Origin of the sequence: Flavobacterium chryseum (genome assembly GCF_004362015.1) — a bacterium.
Lineage (GTDB): Bacteria > Bacteroidota > Bacteroidia > Flavobacteriales > Flavobacteriaceae > Flavobacterium.
Map to the genome: position 1 here is coordinate 268379 of NZ_SNWW01000001.1, position 18239 is coordinate 286617.

20 protein-coding genes are annotated in these 18239 nt (G+C 33.6%); 19 read left to right on the forward strand and 1 reads right to left on the reverse strand.

Annotated elements, in window-relative coordinates; genetic code table 11:
- The first annotated feature begins 84 nt into the window (after positions 1-84).
- The gene (locus tag EV143_RS01110; protein ID WP_133506145.1) at positions 85-423 is read left to right on the forward strand and encodes an L-rhamnose mutarotase; all 339 of its coding nucleotides are present in this window, start codon (positions 85-87) and stop codon (positions 421-423) included.
- 89 nt (positions 424-512) lie between these two features.
- A complete protein-coding gene (locus EV143_RS01115; RefSeq protein ID WP_133506147.1) occupies positions 513-1118 on the forward strand; it encodes a hypothetical protein in 606 nt (201 codons plus the stop codon).
- A gap of 103 nt (positions 1119-1221) precedes the next feature.
- Here EV143_RS01115 and EV143_RS01120 read toward each other — a convergent pair whose 3' ends face one another.
- Positions 1222-2472, reverse strand: a complete 1251-nt coding sequence (locus tag EV143_RS01120) for an NAD(P)/FAD-dependent oxidoreductase (RefSeq protein ID WP_133506148.1) — start codon at positions 2470-2472, stop codon at positions 1222-1224.
- Between the two features lie 101 nt (positions 2473-2573).
- Between EV143_RS01120 and EV143_RS01125 the strand changes: the two genes are divergently transcribed.
- The 17 genes from EV143_RS01125 to EV143_RS01205 all read left to right on the forward strand — a co-directional run bounded on the left by EV143_RS01125 (position 2574) and on the right by EV143_RS01205 (position 18234).
- Complete coding sequence (locus EV143_RS01125) at positions 2574-4094, forward strand: HAL/PAL/TAL family ammonia-lyase (RefSeq protein WP_133506150.1); 1521 nt, start codon at positions 2574-2576, stop codon at positions 4092-4094.
- 34 nt (positions 4095-4128) lie between these two features.
- Positions 4129-5259 carry a WG repeat-containing protein gene (locus EV143_RS01130; protein WP_133506152.1) on the forward strand — a complete coding sequence of 377 codons (1131 nt, stop codon included), beginning with the start codon at positions 4129-4131 and terminating at the stop codon, positions 5257-5259.
- Positions 5260-5279: 20 nt separating this feature from the next.
- On the forward strand, positions 5280-6011 hold the full coding sequence (fabG, locus tag EV143_RS01135) for a 3-oxoacyl-ACP reductase FabG (protein WP_133506153.1): 732 nt from the start codon (positions 5280-5282) through the stop codon (positions 6009-6011).
- An 18-nt stretch (positions 6012-6029) separates the two neighbouring features.
- Positions 6030-7253 carry a beta-ketoacyl-[acyl-carrier-protein] synthase family protein gene (locus EV143_RS01140; protein WP_133506154.1) on the forward strand — a complete coding sequence of 408 codons (1224 nt, stop codon included), beginning with the start codon at positions 6030-6032 and terminating at the stop codon, positions 7251-7253.
- A 5-nt stretch (positions 7254-7258) separates the two neighbouring features.
- Entirely contained in the window at positions 7259-7513 is a 255-nt protein-coding gene (locus EV143_RS01145) for an acyl carrier protein (RefSeq protein WP_133506643.1), read from the forward strand.
- A complete protein-coding gene (locus EV143_RS01150; RefSeq protein ID WP_133506155.1) occupies positions 7513-8394 on the forward strand; it encodes an LpxL/LpxP family acyltransferase in 882 nt (293 codons plus the stop codon). The genes EV143_RS01145 and EV143_RS01150 overlap by 1 nt, the downstream gene beginning before the upstream one ends.
- Positions 8395-8447: 53 nt before the next feature.
- Positions 8448-10088 (forward strand): phytoene desaturase family protein, encoded by a 1641-nt coding sequence (locus EV143_RS01155; RefSeq protein WP_133506156.1) that lies wholly within the window; start codon positions 8448-8450, stop codon positions 10086-10088.
- Positions 10089-10136: 48 nt separating this feature from the next.
- Positions 10137-11039 (forward strand): NADPH-dependent FMN reductase family protein, encoded by a 903-nt coding sequence (locus EV143_RS01160; protein WP_133506157.1) that lies wholly within the window; start codon positions 10137-10139, stop codon positions 11037-11039.
- Positions 11040-11057: 18 nt separating this feature from the next.
- Positions 11058-12191 (forward strand): beta-ketoacyl-ACP synthase III, encoded by a 1134-nt coding sequence (locus tag EV143_RS01165; protein ID WP_133506158.1) that lies wholly within the window; start codon positions 11058-11060, stop codon positions 12189-12191.
- A complete protein-coding gene (locus tag EV143_RS01170; protein ID WP_133506159.1) occupies positions 12191-12622 on the forward strand; it encodes a hypothetical protein in 432 nt (143 codons plus the stop codon). The genes EV143_RS01165 and EV143_RS01170 overlap by 1 nt, the downstream gene beginning before the upstream one ends.
- 7 nt (positions 12623-12629) lie before the next feature.
- Positions 12630-13094, forward strand: a complete 465-nt coding sequence (locus EV143_RS01175; RefSeq protein ID WP_133506160.1) for an ABC transporter permease — start codon at positions 12630-12632, stop codon at positions 13092-13094.
- 23 nt (positions 13095-13117) lie between these two features.
- The gene (locus EV143_RS01180; RefSeq protein ID WP_133506161.1) at positions 13118-13522 is read left to right on the forward strand and encodes a hypothetical protein; all 405 of its coding nucleotides are present in this window, start codon (positions 13118-13120) and stop codon (positions 13520-13522) included.
- Complete coding sequence (locus EV143_RS01185) at positions 13522-14520, forward strand: BtrH N-terminal domain-containing protein (protein ID WP_133506162.1); 999 nt, start codon at positions 13522-13524, stop codon at positions 14518-14520. The genes EV143_RS01180 and EV143_RS01185 overlap by 1 nt, the downstream gene beginning before the upstream one ends.
- A 63-nt stretch (positions 14521-14583) precedes the next feature.
- Positions 14584-15282: an ABC transporter ATP-binding protein gene (locus tag EV143_RS01190; protein ID WP_166638106.1), complete on the forward strand. Its 699-nt coding sequence runs from the start codon at positions 14584-14586 to the stop codon at positions 15280-15282.
- On the forward strand, positions 15272-16555 hold the full coding sequence (locus tag EV143_RS01195; protein ID WP_166638094.1) for an ABC transporter permease: 1284 nt from the start codon (positions 15272-15274) through the stop codon (positions 16553-16555). The genes EV143_RS01190 and EV143_RS01195 overlap by 11 nt, the downstream gene beginning before the upstream one ends.
- Entirely contained in the window at positions 16530-16979 is a 450-nt protein-coding gene (locus tag EV143_RS01200) for an acyl-CoA thioesterase (protein WP_133506164.1), read from the forward strand. Before EV143_RS01195 ends, EV143_RS01200 begins: the two co-directional genes overlap by 26 nt.
- 112 nt (positions 16980-17091) lie before the next feature.
- Positions 17092-18234 (forward strand): beta-ketoacyl-[acyl-carrier-protein] synthase family protein, encoded by a 1143-nt coding sequence (locus EV143_RS01205; protein ID WP_133506165.1) that lies wholly within the window; start codon positions 17092-17094, stop codon positions 18232-18234.
- Positions 18235-18239 lie beyond the last annotated feature (5 nt).

Genomic DNA, 18239 nt, shown 5'->3' on the forward strand with positions numbered 1-18239 from the left:
TGAAAAAAAAAGACTGTCTATAAACGACAGTCTTTTTTTTTCTTACATCAATTATTTAATTTTACTATTCTTACACCTATATATATGTCAGCACAAAAATTTTGTTTAGCCTTAGATTTAAAAGATGATCCCGCTCTAATTGCAGAATATAAATCATTGCATGAAAAAGTTTGGCCGGAGGTTATAGAGAGTATAAAGAATGCAGGCATAACGGTACTTGATATTTATTGTACCGGCAACAGATTGTTTATGATTATAGAAGCAGATTCAGATTTTTCGTTAGAAAAAAAATCAGAATCAGATGCTCAAAACGCTAAAGTTCAGGAATGGGAAACCTTAATGTGGAAATTTCAACAAGCATTACCCTGGGCAAAATCCGGAGAAAAATGGGTTCTTATGGAGCAAATATTTATGTTAAAATAATTTCATATTTTACACATAAATAATACAGTAGAAAATAGTTTTTAATAAAATAATATTTACATTTGAAATCTAAATATTTAACACTTTTTATGAAAAAACTAGTACTATCATTATTGTTGATGTCTGGAGCTGCATTTGCTCAGGACATGGAAGTTGTAAAAGGAAATTTTGATTTTTTAAAAGATCAAAAAGAAATTAACGTAGAATTTGATTACAGCTCGTTTACAGTTTTAAAAGATAAAAAAACTGAAGCTCAGTATGTAGAACAAAGAACTGCTGAATTGAATGAAAAAACAAAAGGAAATGGAACTGCATGGAGCAAAAAATGGGCTGCTGCTAAAGAATTGTCCTGGAATCCTAAGTTTTTAGAATTGGTTAATGTCGTTTTAAACAAGGAAAAAAAAGATGTTAACTTTCAGGAAGGTTTAACAACTCCTTATACTTTAATTGTACAAACAGTTTGGATTTATCCAGGTTGGGATATTGCGATGATGAAACAAGCAGCAAAAGTAACAACAAACCTAAAATTTGTTGAAACTGCTAACAAATCAAATGTATTATTAGAAATTTCAAGTGAAGAAGCTCCTGGAGATCAATACGGAAGCAATTTTAGCAACGAAACCAGAATTGGTGAAGGATATGCTAAAACTGGTAAATCTCTTGGTAAATTACTTTTAAAGAAAGCTTACAAATAAGATTTATATAAAAATAAAAACCCTGATTTGTATCAGGGTTTTCTTTTACAAAAGAGGATACTAATCAGCATCCTCTTTTTTTATCTCATAAAATAATACTCGATTATTTTGCAGCATTTTCTTTTTCACTATTAATAAGATACGCCATATTCTTAATCACGTTATCATGCTTTTTAACGAAAGGATTTTCTTCGTTCCAAACATAACCTGCTAAAACCGAGCAAATTTTTTCTTTCACTTCAGGGTTTTCAGGTTGGTGAAAAAATAAGGTTTGTAAATTTCCGGTGTACCATTCTTTCACGTAAGTGGTAAAAACAGAAATTCCTCTTTTCATATAACTTGTAAATTCAGTTTCCCAGTCTACATCAATTCCTTGCGATTCCTTAATATATAATTTTGCAGCTAACATTCCAGATTCTGTAGCAAAAGCAACTCCTGATGAAAATACAGGATCTAAAAATTCAGAGCTGTTTCCTGTTAAGGCAAAACCATCTCCGTACATTTTTTTAACCGATCTTGAATAATTCTCCAGTTTTACCGGCTCAAACAAAAACTCCGTTCCTTTAAATCTTTTAATATAATAATCAGAAAGCTGAATCGCATTTCTCAGAGCCTCAGCATTATCTTTATTTTCAGAAAGCGAATTGATAAAATCCGTTGGTCCAACAACTCCTAAGCTTGTGTTTCCGTTTGAGAACGGAATTACCCATAACCAAACTTCTGTTTCTAAAATATCAAAAGAAATCATGGTTCCTTCTACGCCTTCCGGTCTGTTGATGTCTTTTACGTGTGCAAATATCGAAGAGTGAGGATCTAATTTTGATGGTGTATCAAGATCTAAAAGTCTTGGTAAAACACGACCGTATCCGCTAGAATCAATAATAAATTTAGCGTGAATTTCTTTTAAATTCCCGTCTTTATCCTTTACAATCGTTTTAGAATTTTTCCCTTCAAAAGAAACTTCTAATACTTCAGTTTCAAATTCTAAATCAATTCCTTTACGAATAACCTCCTGTGCCATTGTGTTGTCAAAGTCAGCTCTCGGCACTTGCCATGTCCAATCCCATCCTTCTCCAAATTTTTGACTAAAATCAAAAACACAAATTTCTTCTCCGCGAATAAAACGTGCCCCTAATTTTTTTTCGAAATTCATCACATCAAGACTTTCAAAAAGTTCCGCTTCAGCGAAATGGTCCATCACACGAGGAATAAGACTTTCGCCCACTACAAGTCTCGGAAATTTTGTTTTCTCTACAACTTTTATCTTAATATTGTTCTTATGAAGATACGAAGCAGAAACACATCCTGAAGGTCCTGCACCTATCACTAAAACATCAACAATCTCTTTTGTCATAATAAAAATGTTATCAATTATTAACTTACATTTGCCATTTCAAAATAACTACATTTATTTTGATAAATAAAATTAAATTAGCACGAACCAAAAACAATTTAATGAACACAATTAATGAATATCTAAGCTTAAAAGAATTCGAATCCATAATATTTGGAAACAACAAGGTTGTTGTGAGCGATCTTGTATTAAATCGAGTAAATGAAAGCTTTAATTTCCTAAAAGAATTTTCCGGGAATAAAGTAATCTATGGTGTAAATACCGGGTTTGGGCCAATGGCGCAATATCGAATTAAAGAATCTGATCAGATTCAATTACAGTATAACTTAATCAGAAGCCACTCTTCAGGAACAGGAAAGCCTTTAAGTCCGGTTTGTGCAAAAGCAGCAATTTTGGCTCGTTTAAATACACTTTCTTTAGGAAATTCCGGAGTTCACCCTTCAGTAATTCACTTAATGTCAGAATTTATTAACAGAGACATCACTCCTTTAATTTTTGAACACGGTGGTGTTGGAGCAAGTGGTGACTTGGTACAATTATCGCATTTAGCTTTGAATTTAATTGGTGAAGGCGAAGTTTTTTACAAAGGAGACAGAAGACCAACTCAGGAAGTTTTTGAAATCGAAGGTTTAAAACCTATTCAGGTAGAAATTAGAGAAGGTCTGGCTTTAATAAACGGAACATCTGTAATGACCGGAATTGGAGTTGTAAATGTACATTATGCTAATAAACTATTAGACTGGTCTTTAAAATGTTCTTGTGCCATCAATGAATTGGTTCAGGCTTATGATGACCATTTCTCAGAAGAATTAAATCAAACAAAACGTCATAAAGGTCAACAGGAAGTTGCTTCAAAAATGAGAGCCAATCTTTCAGACAGTACTTTGATCCGTAAAAGAGAAGACCATTTATATTCAGGTGAAAATACCGAAGAAATTTTTAAAGAAAAAGTTCAGGAGTATTATTCTTTACGTTGTGTACCTCAAATTTTAGGTCCGGTTTTAGAAACAATAAATAATGTTGCTTCTATTCTTGAAGACGAATTTAACTCGGCGAATGACAACCCAATTATCGACGTAAAAAACCAACACGTTTATCACGGAGGTAATTTCCACGGCGATTATATTTCGCTTGAAATGGATAAATTGAAAATCGTTATTACCAAATTAACCATGTTGGCAGAACGTCAATTGAATTATTTACTGAATTCAAAAATCAACGAACTTCTACCTCCATTCGTAAATTTAGGAACTTTAGGATTCAATTTCGGAATGCAGGGAGTTCAGTTTACTGCTACTTCTACAACTGCAGAAAGCCAAATGTTATCTAATCCAATGTACGTACATAGTATCCCAAACAACAACGATAATCAAGATATTGTAAGTATGGGAACAAATGCAGCAGTGATTACAGCGAAAGTAATCGAAAATGCATTTGAAGTATTAAGTATTGAAATGATCACAATTGTTCAGGCAATCGATTATTTAGAACAAAAAGATAAAATTTCGTCAGTTACCAGAAAATGGTACGATGATATTAGAAAAATCATCCCGGTATTTAAAGAAGATCAGGTAATGTATCCTTTTGTTCAACAAGTAAAAGATCACCTTATAAATAATTAAAATCAACACCAATTATTAATCTGAATCTTAAGCTATGAAAAAATCATTTCTTTTTTTGTTGTTATTGTTTATTCAATTTGCTAATAGTCAAACTCCTGTTCAGGAACTGGCCTTAGTTAAAAAGGACGGTAAATACGGATACCTTACTAAAGAAGGAACATTTCGTATAGAACCAAAATACAAGAATGCCAAAAATTTCTCCGAAGGCCTTGCCGCTGTAGAAGATAATGGGAAATGGGGTTTTATAGACATGAAAGGCACGTTGGTAATTCCGGCTACATTTGATAATGTAAAATATTTCGGAAGCGGAATTTGTGTGGTATCCAAAGATAAAAAATGGGTATACATAAATACTAAAGGAGAGGTTTTGACTGCGCCTGCTTCTGAAAAACTATTTGATTTTGAAAATGGTGTGGCATTCATAAAACAAGGAAACAAAATTGGATTAATGAATCCGAAAATGACCGTTGTTTTAGAGCCAAAATACGATGTAATCAAACCTTTTGAAAATGGTTTTGCAAAAGTAAAAAACAATGATAATTGGGGAATCATCAATACAGCCGGAAAAATTGTTGTAGAGATTGCTTATCAGGAAATTGGTAATTACTACAAAGCGACAACCTGGGCAAAAAAAGGAGAAAGTTTTGGATTAGTAGCGGCAGGAAAATTTATTCCTGTTGACGGAGCTGATAAAATCTGGGATTTTGGAACACAGGATTTAACCTATGCGAGAAAAAACGGAAAAATTGGTTTTATTGATTTAAAAGGAAACTGGGCTATTCTTCCAATATATGATAAAGCAAAAGCTTTTTCAAAAAACCTTGCGCCCGTTCTTGTTGGTTCAAAATGGGGTTATATTAATTTAAAAGGAGAATTTATAATTCCGCCAACCTATAGCGATGCTGAAACTTTCAGCTCAAACGGTTTGGCTCCAATTAAAGAAAGCAACTGGGGTTTTATCAATGAAAAAGGAAAAATAGTAATTCCAACTCAATATGGTATTACCTCTAATGGTTTTGTCCTTTCGCTGTTTTCAGATCAGGAAAAAGGATTTATTAATGGTGTTGCAAGAGTAAAAAATGAAAAGAAATGGGGATTTCTTAAACCGGATGGTACTGTATTAGGTAACCAATGGTTTGATAATGCTGAACTCTTTCAAAAATAATAAAAAACTATTTTTATAATATGAAGTGTGTATTAGTAACGGGTGGTTCAAGAGGAATTGGAAGTGCTATTTGTAAAAAATTAGCCGTTGAAGCCAGCTATCATATTCTGATTAATTACCATTCTAACAAAACTGCAGCGGAAGAAACGCTTCAGGAAATACAAAAATTAGGAGCAACCGGAGAAATTTTAGGTTTTGATGTTTCGAATTTTGAAGACGTACAAAAAACTTTAACACAGTGGCAGGACGCCAATCCTGAAGCAATTGTTGAAGCAATTGTAAACAATGCCGGAATTACAAAAGACGGTCTGTTTATGTGGATGACACCTGAAGACTGGAGCGGAGTTGTAAATACAAGTGTAAACGGATTTTTTAATGTGACACAGTTTTTCATGCAAAAAATGCTGCGCAATAAATATGGCCGAATTGTAAATATTGTTTCGGTTTCCGGAGTAAAAGGAACCGCAGGGCAAACCAATTATTCAGCTGCAAAAGGCGCAATCGTTGCGGCTACAAAAGCGCTGGCTCAGGAAGTTGCCAAACGTAATATTACCGTAAATGCAGTTGCACCGGGTTTTATCAGAACGGATATGACAAGCCAGTTAGATGAAAAAGAATTACTAAAACTAATTCCGGTTAATCGTTTTGGCGAAGCCGAGGAAGTAGCAGATTTAGTGAGTTTTTTAATTTCAAAAAAAGCAAGCTACATTACCGGTGAAATCATTAATATAAACGGAGGAATATATTCTTAAAAAATTACTTTAAAAACGATGAATAAAAGAGTTGTAATTACTGGAATGGGAATTTATTCTTGTATAGGTACTTCTTTAGATGAAGTAAAGGAATCCTTATACACCGGAAAATCTGGTATACAGTTTGATTCTGAAAGAAAAGAATTTGGTTTTCAATCCGCATTAACAGGAATGGTTCCAAGACCGGATTTAAAATCTTTGCTAACCAGAAGGCAACGTATGAGCGTTGGTGAAGAAACCGAATACGCCTACATGGCTACCATTGAGGCGCTGAAAAATGCAAATATAGACGATGCTTTTTTTGACAATCGCGAAGTTGGAATCATGTACGGAAACGACAGTGTTTCTAAAGCAATTATTGAAGCTACAGATATTATACGCGAAAAAAAGGACACCGCTTTAATTGGTTCAGGCGCTATTTTTAAATCGATGAATTCTACGGTAACAATGAATTTGTCTACCATTTTTAAACTTCGTGGTATAAATCTTACCATCAGTGCAGCCTGCGCAAGTGGTTCTCACTCTATAGGATTAGCTTATTTTTTAATAAAAAGTGGTTTTCAGGATATCATTATTTGTGGTGGAGCACAGGAAATCAATAAATATGCAATGAGCAGCTTTGACGGATTAGGTGTTTTTTCCGGAAGAGAAAACGAACCCGCAAAAGCTTCAAGACCTTTTGATGCCGAAAGAGACGGATTAATTCCGAGTGGTGGCGGTGCAACGTTAATATTAGAAAGCTACGAATCTGCAATTGCCCGTGGTGCCAACATTATTGCTGAAGTTGCAGGTTACGGATTTTCTTCAAACGGAGGCCATATTTCGACACCAAATGTCGAAGGACCATCAATAGCAATGCAAAGAGCACTTGATGATGCACAATTAAAAGCAAGTGATATCGATTACATAAATGCTCATGCCACTTCGACGCCAGTTGGAGACAGCAATGAAGCCAAAGCAATCTTTGAAGTTTTTGGAGAAAGCAATCCATACGTAAGTTCCACAAAATCAATGACGGGACACGAATGTTGGATGGCAGGAGCAAGCGAAGTAATTTATTCTATACTAATGATGCAAAACGATTTTATCGCTCCAAACATCAATTTAGAAAATACAGATGAAGATTCAGCGAAATTAAATTTAGTTAAAACTACGTTAAATAAAAAAATTGATATATTTTTGTCCAATTCCTTCGGGTTTGGAGGAACAAATTCTGCACTTGTAGTTAAAAAGATTAAATGAAAGCGATGAATAAAGAAGAAATAATAAATAAAATTAATAGTTTTTTGGTTGATGAATTTGAAGTTGATAATGACGACATTGAACCAGAAGCAAATTTAAAAGATACACTTGGGTTAGATAGTTTAGACTATGTTGACTTAGTAGTTTCGATTGAAGCCACTTTTGGTGTAAAACTAGTTGAAGCCGATTTCGTAGGAATCGCTTCTTTTCAAAGTTTTTATGATCTTATTGAAACTAAACTAAAAGCTAAAGTTGTTTAATGAGTCAATGGGATGGCAAATCAAAAGGAACAGTTTTAGGCTATAAAATATTTGTTTTTTTGATACAAAAAGCGGGTGTTAAATCCGCTTACGTTTTACTTTATTTTGTTGCTTCTTATTATTTCTTGTTTTTAAAGAAAAGTAATAAAGCCATTTTTTATTATTTTAAAGAAAGGCTAAAGTACCCTCAATTTAAATCTAAAAAAATGGTATTCAAAAGTTATTATACTTTTGGACAAACCATCATTGATAAGATTTCTATTTCAGCAGGAATGCGAAACAAATTCACCTATGAGTTTGACGGAATTGAAATTTTGAAAAAACTTTTAGCAGAGAAAAAAGGCGGTGTTTTAATTAGCGCGCACATTGGAAATTTTGAAATTGCCGAACATTTTTTTGGCGAAATTGATCTTGATTTTCAAATCAATTTAGTCACTACAGATTTAGAGCATTCTGCTATCAAGAATTATCTTGAAACTGTTGTAAAAAAACCAACCGTAAAATTTATAATTATCAGAGATGATTTGTCTCATATTTTTGAGATCAATGCAGCTTTGTCTAGTAATGAATTGGTTTGTTTTACCGGCGACCGCTATTTTGAAGGCACAAAATCATTATCTGAAAAAATTCTGGGCGAACAAGCTAATTTTCCTGCTGGCCCATTTTTAATTGCATCGCGATTAAAAGTTCCTGTAGTTTTTGTTTATGTAATGAAAGAACAAAACCTGCATTATCATTTATATGCACGTGAAGCAGAAGTAAAACACAGAGACGAAAAAGCACTTTTAAGATCTTATATCGAAAGTGTCGAATCAATGCTTGAAAAATATCCTTTACAATGGTTCAATTATTTTGATTTCTGGAACCAGTTAAAAAAGTAAAACATACAATTTAAGGTCGTTCTTTCATAAATATCCAAATCTTAAAATAAAACATGCAGGAATTTGACACAATTATCATCGGTTCTGGAGTTGGAGGATTATCAACCGCAATATGTCTGGCAAGAGCCGGACAAAAAGTGTTAGTACTAGAACAACATTACGTTCCTGGTGGCTGGAGTCATAGTTTTACTTTAAAAGGACAACGTTTTAGTCCGGGTGTTCATTATGTAGGACTTCTTGATGAAGGACAATCTACAGATAAATTATATCGAGGTTTAGGAATTGCCAATGATATGGTATTTTTTAGAATGAACAAAGATGCCTACGAGCATTGCTTAATTGGCGACAAAAGTTTCGATTTACCTGCAGGAGTTGACAATCTTAAAAAAAGACTTTCTTCACATTTTCCACACGAAGAAAAAAACATAAACGAATATCTTACACTAGTTCAAAGAGTAAGTTATGAATTGCAATTAATTCCAAAACTAAAAGGTTTCTGGCAAAACATAACCGTTCCGTTTCGTACCAAACATTTCGGAAAGTTTGCTCTATTTCCATTAAAGAAAGTGGTTGGCTGGCACGTAAAAGACCCGATATTAAAAGCAGTCCTTAATATACAATGCGGCGATCACGGCCTTTCACCAAACAGAGCCTGTTTTCCTGTACATTGTTCTGTAATGAGTCATTATTTTGATGGCGGTTTTTACCCAATGGGCGGCGGCGGCGGCATTGTAAAAGCCATGACAAACGGAATAAAAAGACATGGCGGTGAAGTTCGCGTAAAGCAAAATGTTAAGAACATTATTATTGAAAATAAAAAGGCAGTAGGCGTTCAGCTTGAAAATGGCGACAGAATAATGGCTAAGAATATTGTTTCAAATGCTGATCCTTCTATCACTTATTTAAATTTAATTGGCAAAGAACACATCAGTAAATCACTCCTAAAGAAATTAGAAAAAACGAAATATTCTGTTACCTCTTTAATTTTGTTTTTGACATTAGATTTAGATGTTACACAATTTCAAATCGATTCCGGAAATATCTGGATGATGAAAGATGAAAATGATGATGCCAATTTTGAACATTTAATGAGCGATACAATTGCAACCGGAGATTCATTTCCTGCAGTTTTTATAAGCTGTACGACACTTAAAGATCCCGCAAGTTTTAACGGAAGATATCATAATTTTGAAATTGTAACTTATGTAAACTACGATCACATGAGTGATTTTAATGGTTTGGATGATTATCACAATGAGGAATATAAAAAGTTTAAAGAAAAAGTAGTCGATAAACTCATGAACAATGTCGAGAAGATAATTCCGAATGCAAAACAGCATATTATTCAGGCAGAATTAGGAACTCCAAAAACAAATGAATTTTACATTAATTCGACAAAAGGAAATGTTTACGGAACCGAAAAAACATTAAATCAGGTTGGTCCTTTTTCTTATAAGAATAAAACTGAAATCGAAAACCTGTTCCTTTGCGGAGCTTGTACATTATCTCACGGCGTTACAGGTGCAACACACTCAGGTGTTGCAGCCGCTGCAACAATTTTAGGCTGCACGCCGGATGATTTACTGATTGAAGATGAAAATCAAAAAATCAGAATTTATGATGCTGAAGATCAGACTACATGGCCGGAATGGGTTCACACAAAACGAACAGATAAAATAAGGAAATTCGTTTAGAAAAAAATACTTATTTTTGCGTTTTCAACCAAATCAACAAACCAAAAAATGAAAAATGTTCTTGTAATCTACTATTCTCAATCTGGACAATTAGGAGAAATTGCACAAAATATTGCAAAACCTTTTCTAAATTCAAATGAAATAAATGTAACATTTCATGAAATAAAATTAGAGAAACCTTTTCCTTTTCCGTGGGATAAAAATTCCTTTTTTGATGCTTTTCCGGAATCGTTTTTACAAATTCCAACAGCATTAAAACCGGTTTCAGAAGTAGTTCTTAATACAAAATATGATTTGGTTCTTTTTCATTATCAGGTTTGGTATTTATCTCCGTCTATTCCTATAAACTCATTTTTAAAAAGTGATGAAGCCAAAAAAATATTAAATAATACGCCCGTTATTACCATTAGCGGTTCTCGTAATATGTGGATTATGGCTCAGGAAAAAATCAAAGTTTTACTAAAAGAAGCCAATGCGCAATTGGTAGGAAATGTAGCTTTGGTAGATCGTGTAGGAAATTTAATAAGTGTTATTACAATTGTTGAATGGATGTTTTCAGGTGTTAAGAAAAAGTATCTTGGAATTTTCCCTTTACCGGGCGTTTCAGATAAAGACATTCAGGAATCAGAAAAGTTTGGAAAAGTAATGCTTTCAGAATTTCAACAGAACAATCTAAGCAATTTACAACCCAAATTACTGGCAATTGACGCGGTAAAAATTAGTCCGTATTTAGTTACTGTTGATAAAACAGCAAATAAAATTTTTAATAAATGGTCAAACCTTATTTATAAAAATAAAAATAACAGAAAATTGCTGCTTAAACTATTTAATGTTTATTTATTCCTTGCGATATGGTTAATCTCACCAATAGTGTATATATTGCACCTTTTTACCTACCCTATTAAATTAAATACTATAAAAAAAGAAACTCAATATTATAAAGGGGTTTAAGAAGACGAAAGTAGAATTATGTTTGAAGTATATATTACCAGAGCCGCAAAATTTTTGCCAAACGAAGCTGTTTCAAATGATGAAATGGAAAGTTATTTAGGTCTTATAAATGATACCGCTTCTAAAGCAAGACGTATTATTTTGCGCAATAATAAAATTATAAGCCGCCATTACGCTGTAGATAAAACAGGAAAAAGTACACACAGCAATGCTGAGTTAACTAACAATGCGATAGAGCAATTATTTGATGAAAAATTTACCGCTCAGGATTTAGAAGTCCTTTCTTGCGGAACTTCAACACCAGATGTTTTCCTGCCCTCTCATGCTGCAATGGTTCATGGTTTACTTAAAAATAAATCGGTAGAATTAAATTCTTCAACCGGGGTTTGCTGCGCCGGAATGAATTCTTTAAAATTTGGTTTCCTTTCTGTAAAATCAGGAAACTCTAAAAATGCTATTTGTACAGGATCTGAAAAAGTATCAACATGGTTAATAGCAAAAAAATACAGTCAGGAAGTAAGCAACTTAAAAAACCTTGAAGAGCAGCCTATTATTGCTTTCAAAAAAGATTTTTTACGTTGGATGTTATCTGATGGTGCCGGTGCTTTATTATTACAAAACGAACCTGGTGAAGGCATTTCTTTAAAAATCGAATGGATGGAAGCTTTTTCTTATGCATTTGAATTAGAGACCTGTATGTACGCCGGCGGAGATAAATTAGAGAATGGCGAGATTAAATCATGGAGCGATTACGAACCTGAAGAATTGCTAAATCAATCTGTTTTTTCTATCAAACAAGATGTGAAATTACTGGATGAGTTTATCCTTTCCAAAGGGGCTGAAAGTATGAGTGATGCCATGAATAAAAATAATATTTCAACAGATCAGGTCGATTATTTCATTCCTCACGTTTCTTCTAACTTTTTTGTTGAAGGATTAAAAAAAGGATTAAGTGAAAAAGGCGTTGGAATGGCTGATGAAAAATGGTTCATGAATCTTTCAAAAGTTGGAAACGTAGGTTCTGCCTCCATCTATTTAGCTTTAGAAGAATTGATGAATTCCGGTAATCTAAAAAAAGGAGACCGTATTCTTTTATCAGTACCGGAAAGCGGAAGATTTTCTTTTGCCTATGCTTATTTAACCGTTTGTTAATGGAGAGAATTTTACTTTTAGAAAAAAATGCTGTCGAAAATTTATTGCCACAAAAGTTTCCTTTTGTTATGGTAGATAAAATGTATTCGTTTACAGAAGCTTCATTAGTTTCAGGTTTACAAATTCAGGAAGACAACATTTTTTTTGATAATAATACTTTTTTAGAAGCAGGATTAATAGAACATATGGCGCAATCTGTTGCGTTGCATACCGGATATGAGTTTTTTTTAAGAAAAGAAACAGCCCCAACGGGATATATTGGCTCTATCAAAGAAATTGAAATTAAAAGATTACCTAAAATCAACGATACGATACAATCAACTGTAACTATTTTACAGGAATTTGCCGGAATCACTTTAGTGAATATAGTAACGACTTTAAATAATGAAGAGATTGCTACAGGACAAATGAAAACTGTTTTAGCCAAATAAAGTAGGTATGGACACTAACGTCGACATACAAAATTACTTGCCACACCGAGCGCCGTTGCTTATGGTGGATTTAATATTAGATTTGGATACCAACTTTGTAGAAACTACGTTTTTAATAAAAGAAGATAATATTTTTGTTGATAAAGGTGTTTTTATAGAAGCCGGTTTAATCGAAAATACAGCGCAAACCTGTTCTTCTATTGTTGGCAAAAAATATTTTGTTGAGGAAGACGGAACCGAAAATGATAACGTAAATGTTATTGGTTTTATCAGCGCCTTAAAAAATGTAAAAATACATTCGTTGCCAAAAGTTGGAGATACAATTACAACCAAAGCAAATTTGGTTTCTAAATTTGCCGGAGACGATTATACTTTATGCACAATGAGTTGCGAAAGTTCACTTGGTGAAAAAATACTTTTAGAATGCGAAATTAATTTGTTCATTCAAAAAACAATTTCGGTTATTTCATAATTTCAATCGAAAATAAAACGGTCATGGAAAAAGAAAAAGTACCACAAGACAAAGGTAATTTAACCAAAAATAATCTGAAAGAATTACTGTATGCCACCGATGAAAATGGTGATTACACTACCACTTTAAGTTCTGGTTGGGAGCCAAAAACAATTGCACTTTCTAATTCTATCGATGATATAAACGAACGAATTGCCGACGCAAAACAACAAGTTTTAAACGGCGAATTAAGTCCCATTTGTTATTACATGGAAGTCAACAAAATGGACCTTACTATTCTTGCCAGTTATGTTGGACTTTGGAAATGGCGCGTAAAAAGACATTTTAAACCTGATGTTTTTGCCAAATTAAACGATAAAACTTTACAAAAATATGCCGATGCTTTTGAGATCTCGGTACAAGAATTAAAAAATATTAAAACAGACTAATGCAAACGAATTTTACACATCATCAATCTGCTCACTGCGAAAACGGAGTAGCTTCGAATTTGTTAAAAAACAACGGTCTCAACATTAGCGAGCCGATGGTTTTTGGTATTGGTTCTGGACTTTTTTTTGTGTATTTGCCTTTTATAAAAGTAAATCACGCCCCTGCAATTAGCTATAGAACTTTGCCTGGACAAATTTTTAATAAACTGGCAAGTCGTTTAAATTTAAAAATAAAAAGACAAAAATTCTCTTCTACGGTAAATGCAAATAAAGCTTTAGATGAAAATTTAAAAAACAATATCCCAACGGGATTACAAGTTGGTGTGTATCATTTAAGTTATTTTCCTGATGAATATCGTTTTCATTTTAACGCACATAATCTAGTCGTTTACGGTAAAACCGAAACCGATTATTTAGTAAGCGATCCTGTAATGGAAACCGTTACAACTTTAACACACGACGAATTAGACAAAGTACGTTTTGCAAAAGGAGCTTTTGCACCAAGAGGACAAATGTATTACCCAATAAATATTCCTGAAACGGTAGATTTAAAAAGTGCCATTATAAAAGGAATCAAAAATACGTGTCGCGATATGTTGGCACCGATGCCCATTATTGGTGTTCGCGGTATTCGGTTTGTATCAAAACAAATTAGAAAATGGCCTGTAAAACACGGAACTAAAAAAGCCAATCATTATTTGGCACAAATGGTTCGTATGCAGGAAGAAATAGGAACCGGAGGCGGAGGTTTCCGTTTTATATATGCTGCTTTTTTACAGGAAGCTTCAGTTATTTTAGGCAATGAAGAGTTGAAAGTACTTTCGAAAGAAATGACTCAAATTGGCGATTCATGGCGTGATTTTGCTGTTGAAGCATCCCGAATTTACAAAAACAGAAGCGCCAAAGAAGATGCTTACAATACTATTGCCGATGAACTTTTGGACATTGCCAATAGAGAAGAAATCTTTTTCAAAAAACTAAAAAAAGCAATTAGCTAAAAAAATATTTTGAATCCCATAATTAAAATAGAATCCCTTTCGAAAAAGTACAAAAATGCAGAAATGTATTCTTTGAACGAAGTCTCGTTGCATATAAATGAAGGCAATATTTTTGGTTTATTAGGCCCAAACGGTGCCGGAAAAACCACTTTAATTTCGATGCTTTGCGGATTGGTAAAACCAACTTCAGGACATTTTACAATTGATGGTTTGAACTACACTGACGATTCTTCACAAATTAAAAAAATTATTGGTGTTGTTCCTCAGGAGTATGCTTTATATCCTACTTTGACAGCCCGAGAAAATTTGCAGTATTTTGGAAGTATGTACGGCTTGAAAGGTTCAGATTTAAAAGATAAAGTAATCGAAACTTTAGACCTTTTAGGATTATTAAAATTCGCAGACAAACGTATCGAAACATTTTCGGGCGGAATGAAACGAAGAGTCAATTTAATTGCCGGAATTCTACATAATCCAAAAGTGTTGTTTTTAGATGAGCCAACCGTTGGCGTTGACGTTCAGTCTAAAAATGCCATTATAGATTATTTGAAATTATTAAACCAAAACGGAACAACCATTATTTATACATCGCATCATTTGGCTGAAGCCGAAGATTTTTGCACCAATATTGCCATTTTAGACCGAGGCAAAATTTATGCACAAGGCACGCCTTCGAGCTTAATTTCTTCTACTGAAAAAGCAAGAAACCTTGAAGAAGTTTTTATTTCATTAACCGGTAAAGACTTTAGAGATGAGCTATAAAATTTGGATGTCTGTAGTAAAAGAATTCCTGTTGTTAAGACGGGATTTAGGTGGTTTGATCATTTTGTTTGTCATGCCATTGGTACTTGTGATCACCGTAACATTAATACAAGACAGCACTTTTAAAACCGTAAGCGATTCTAAAATTGAGATTTTATTAATCGATAATGATAAAGGTGATGTTTCTAAAACTGTTTTCGAAAATCTTGAAAAAAGCAGTTTGTTTACAGTCGTAACTAAAATCGACAATCAGCCAATTACAGAAGAAATTGCCAAAGAAGCCGTTTACAAAGGAAAATATAAACTTGCAATTGTAATTCCTTCAAAATTAAGCGTCGATTTACAAGCCAAAATTGATCAGAATGTAGACAACATTTTGAGCAATATGGGTTTAACTGATAGCGTTGCCAAAACCGGTGCTCCAAGAATCATCAAAGAAAAAGAAGTAAAACTTTATTTTGATCCGGCGGTTCAGTTGAGTTTTAAAAATGCGGTAATGAGCTCGATTGATAAAATGATTTCTCAAATCGAATCAAAATCAATTTACAAGACCTTTCAAAATCAATTGGGAGAAGGAAATGCCGATTTCGAACAAAAAAGTTTCATTTCTTTCAAAGAAATAATTCCAACAATAAACAACAAAGAAGTCCGACCAAATTCTGTACAGCACAACGTTCCTGCCTGGACACTCTTTGCTATATTTTTTATTGTAATTCCGTTGTCTATTAATATCGTAAAAGAAAAAACACAAGGAACATTTGTTCGTTTAAGAACCAATCCGTCTTCTAATCTTATTGTCATTATAGGAAAAACAATTACCTATTCGGCCATTTGTATGATTCAGTTTTATATGATGGTTGCTGTGGCCGTTTTTCTGTTTCCACATATTGGTTTGCCTTCCTTAAATATCGAAGGACATTTATTTTTAATGAGTATTGTTGCTTTATTTTCAGGATTTGCAGCAATTGGTTTCGGAATTTTACTCGGAACTGTTGCAAGCACGCAAGAACAATCCGCACCTTTTGGCGCAACAAGTGTTATCATTTTAGCTGCTATTGGCGGTGTTTGGGTTCCTGTTTTTGCAATGCCAAAAATCATGCAGATCGTTGCCAAATCATCACCAATGAATTGGGCATTAGAAGCTTTTTATGATGTTTTATTACGCAACATCTCTTTCTTAGAAATCATACCAAAAATAAGTTTACTGTTTTTGTTTTTTATTCTCACAACATCTATTGCATTATTTTATGACAAAAAGAAAAGAACAGTATAACGAAGCAACTTCACTAACCGTTTCTCATGAAATCAGAATTCGTTTTAACGAAACTGATCCGTTGGGAATCGTTTGGCATGGCAATTATATTACCTATTTCGAGGACGGACGAGAAGCTTTTGGACGCGAACACGGCCTTACTTATTTGGATATTGGCAATACGGGTTATACCACGCCCATTGTAAAATCAAAATGCGAACATAAATTATCTTTGCGTTACGGCGATGTTGTTACTATCGAAACCACAGTAGTTGATACTCCGGCCGCTAAAATGATTTATCGTTTTAAAATAATTGATGCCCAAGGCGAAGTAGCCTGTACTGGCGAAACCGTTCAGGTATTTTTAGATAAAGATGGAAATTTGATGCTTACGAATCCGCCTTTTTATGAAGAATGGAAACGAAAAGTGGGATTGTTAAAGTAAACACGAATTACACAAATTTTCACGAATTTGATTTATAAAATCTGTGTTAATCTGCCTAAATCTGTAAAATCTGCGTGCAATTTAATTAGCTTACAAAATTGAAAACTACAAAATGACAAGAGCAATATATATCACAGAAACGAATTGTATCACACCTTTAGGTTTTGATGTTCAGTCGAACATCGACGCTATTGTTCGTGGCGATTCTGGTATTCAGCTGCATCAGGATGCATCATTAATGCCAATTCCGTTTTATGGTTCTGTCATTAATACTGAAAAATTAAACAGTGTTTTTGAAAAAATAAGCACTTCAGCTAAATACTCAAGATTAGAAAAGATGATGATTTTGGCTTTAGCGCCGATCATCAAAAATTCTGGTGTTGAATTAAATTCAAAAACGGCATTTATTCTTTCGACTACAAAAGGAAATATTACAGCATTACAAAATGATTCTGAAGAAAGTTTTAATAATGCGCATTTGGATGTTTTAGCAAGAAACGTTTCTGATTTCTTCGGATTTAAAACGCAGCCAATTGTAATTTCGAATGCTTGCGTTTCCGGAATTTTAGCCGTTTCAATTGCCAAAAGAATGATTCAATCTGAATTGTACGATAATATTTTTATCATTGCCGGCGACGAAGTTTCAGAGTTTGTTCTGTCAGGTTTTAATACGTTTCAGGCGATGAGCGATTTGCCTTGTAAACCTTATTCTAAAAACAGAACCGGTGTAAGTTTAGGCGAAGCTGCTGCAGCTGTTTTAGTTTCGGCGGAAGCCAAGAATGCAAAAATAAAAGTTATTGGAGACAGTTCTATAAACGATGCCAATCATATTTCGGGACCGTCAAGAACGGGAGAAGGTTTGTTTAGAAGTATACAAAATGCTTTAAAAGAGGCTCAAATTGATATTGACAAACTTGATTATATTTCAGCTCATGGAACCGCGACTCCGTTTAACGACGAAATGGAAGCCATTGCATTAAATCGTTTGGGTTTGCAAAATGTTCCGGTAAATAGTTTAAAAGGATTTTACGGTCATACATTAGGCGCTTCGGGATTATTAGAAACGGTAATTGCAATTGAATCAGCGAATCAAAATATGCTTTTTGAATCAAAAGGTTTTGATAAAATTGGAGTTAGTGAATCAATTAATGTTATTGAGAAAAATGAACCTGCGAATATTGATTTTTTCCTGAAAACAGCTTCTGGATTTGGAGGTTGTAATACGGCTGTGGTTTTTGAAAAATTAAAATACTAATTACA

Coding starts and splice junctions, on each gene's coding strand:
- EV143_RS01145 (WP_133506643.1), top strand. CDS start 7,259: ATGAATAAAGAAGAAATAATAAATAAAATTAATAGTTTTTTGGTTGAT.
- fabG (WP_133506153.1), top strand. CDS start 5,280: ATGAAGTGTGTATTAGTAACGGGTGGTTCAAGAGGAATTGGAAGTGCT.
- EV143_RS01110 (WP_133506145.1), top strand. CDS start 85: ATGTCAGCACAAAAATTTTGTTTAGCCTTAGATTTAAAAGATGATCCC.
- EV143_RS01200 (WP_133506164.1), top strand. CDS start 16,530: ATGACAAAAAGAAAAGAACAGTATAACGAAGCAACTTCACTAACCGTT.
- EV143_RS01160 (WP_133506157.1), top strand. CDS start 10,137: ATGAAAAATGTTCTTGTAATCTACTATTCTCAATCTGGACAATTAGGA.
- EV143_RS01170 (WP_133506159.1), top strand. CDS start 12,191: ATGGAGAGAATTTTACTTTTAGAAAAAAATGCTGTCGAAAATTTATTG.
- EV143_RS01165 (WP_133506158.1), top strand. CDS start 11,058: ATGTTTGAAGTATATATTACCAGAGCCGCAAAATTTTTGCCAAACGAA.
- EV143_RS01125 (WP_133506150.1), top strand. CDS start 2,574: ATGAACACAATTAATGAATATCTAAGCTTAAAAGAATTCGAATCCATA.
- EV143_RS01185 (WP_133506162.1), top strand. CDS start 13,522: ATGCAAACGAATTTTACACATCATCAATCTGCTCACTGCGAAAACGGA.
- EV143_RS01180 (WP_133506161.1), top strand. CDS start 13,118: ATGGAAAAAGAAAAAGTACCACAAGACAAAGGTAATTTAACCAAAAAT.
- EV143_RS01120 (WP_133506148.1), bottom strand. CDS start 2,472: ATGACAAAAGAGATTGTTGATGTTTTAGTGATAGGTGCAGGACCTTCA.
- EV143_RS01130 (WP_133506152.1), top strand. CDS start 4,129: ATGAAAAAATCATTTCTTTTTTTGTTGTTATTGTTTATTCAATTTGCT.
- EV143_RS01150 (WP_133506155.1), top strand. CDS start 7,513: ATGAGTCAATGGGATGGCAAATCAAAAGGAACAGTTTTAGGCTATAAA.
- EV143_RS01190 (WP_166638106.1), top strand. CDS start 14,584: ATGTATTCTTTGAACGAAGTCTCGTTGCATATAAATGAAGGCAATATT.
- EV143_RS01195 (WP_166638094.1), top strand. CDS start 15,272: ATGAGCTATAAAATTTGGATGTCTGTAGTAAAAGAATTCCTGTTGTTA.
- EV143_RS01205 (WP_133506165.1), top strand. CDS start 17,092: ATGACAAGAGCAATATATATCACAGAAACGAATTGTATCACACCTTTA.
- EV143_RS01155 (WP_133506156.1), top strand. CDS start 8,448: ATGCAGGAATTTGACACAATTATCATCGGTTCTGGAGTTGGAGGATTA.
- EV143_RS01115 (WP_133506147.1), top strand. CDS start 513: ATGAAAAAACTAGTACTATCATTATTGTTGATGTCTGGAGCTGCATTT.
- EV143_RS01175 (WP_133506160.1), top strand. CDS start 12,630: ATGGACACTAACGTCGACATACAAAATTACTTGCCACACCGAGCGCCG.
- EV143_RS01140 (WP_133506154.1), top strand. CDS start 6,030: ATGAATAAAAGAGTTGTAATTACTGGAATGGGAATTTATTCTTGTATA.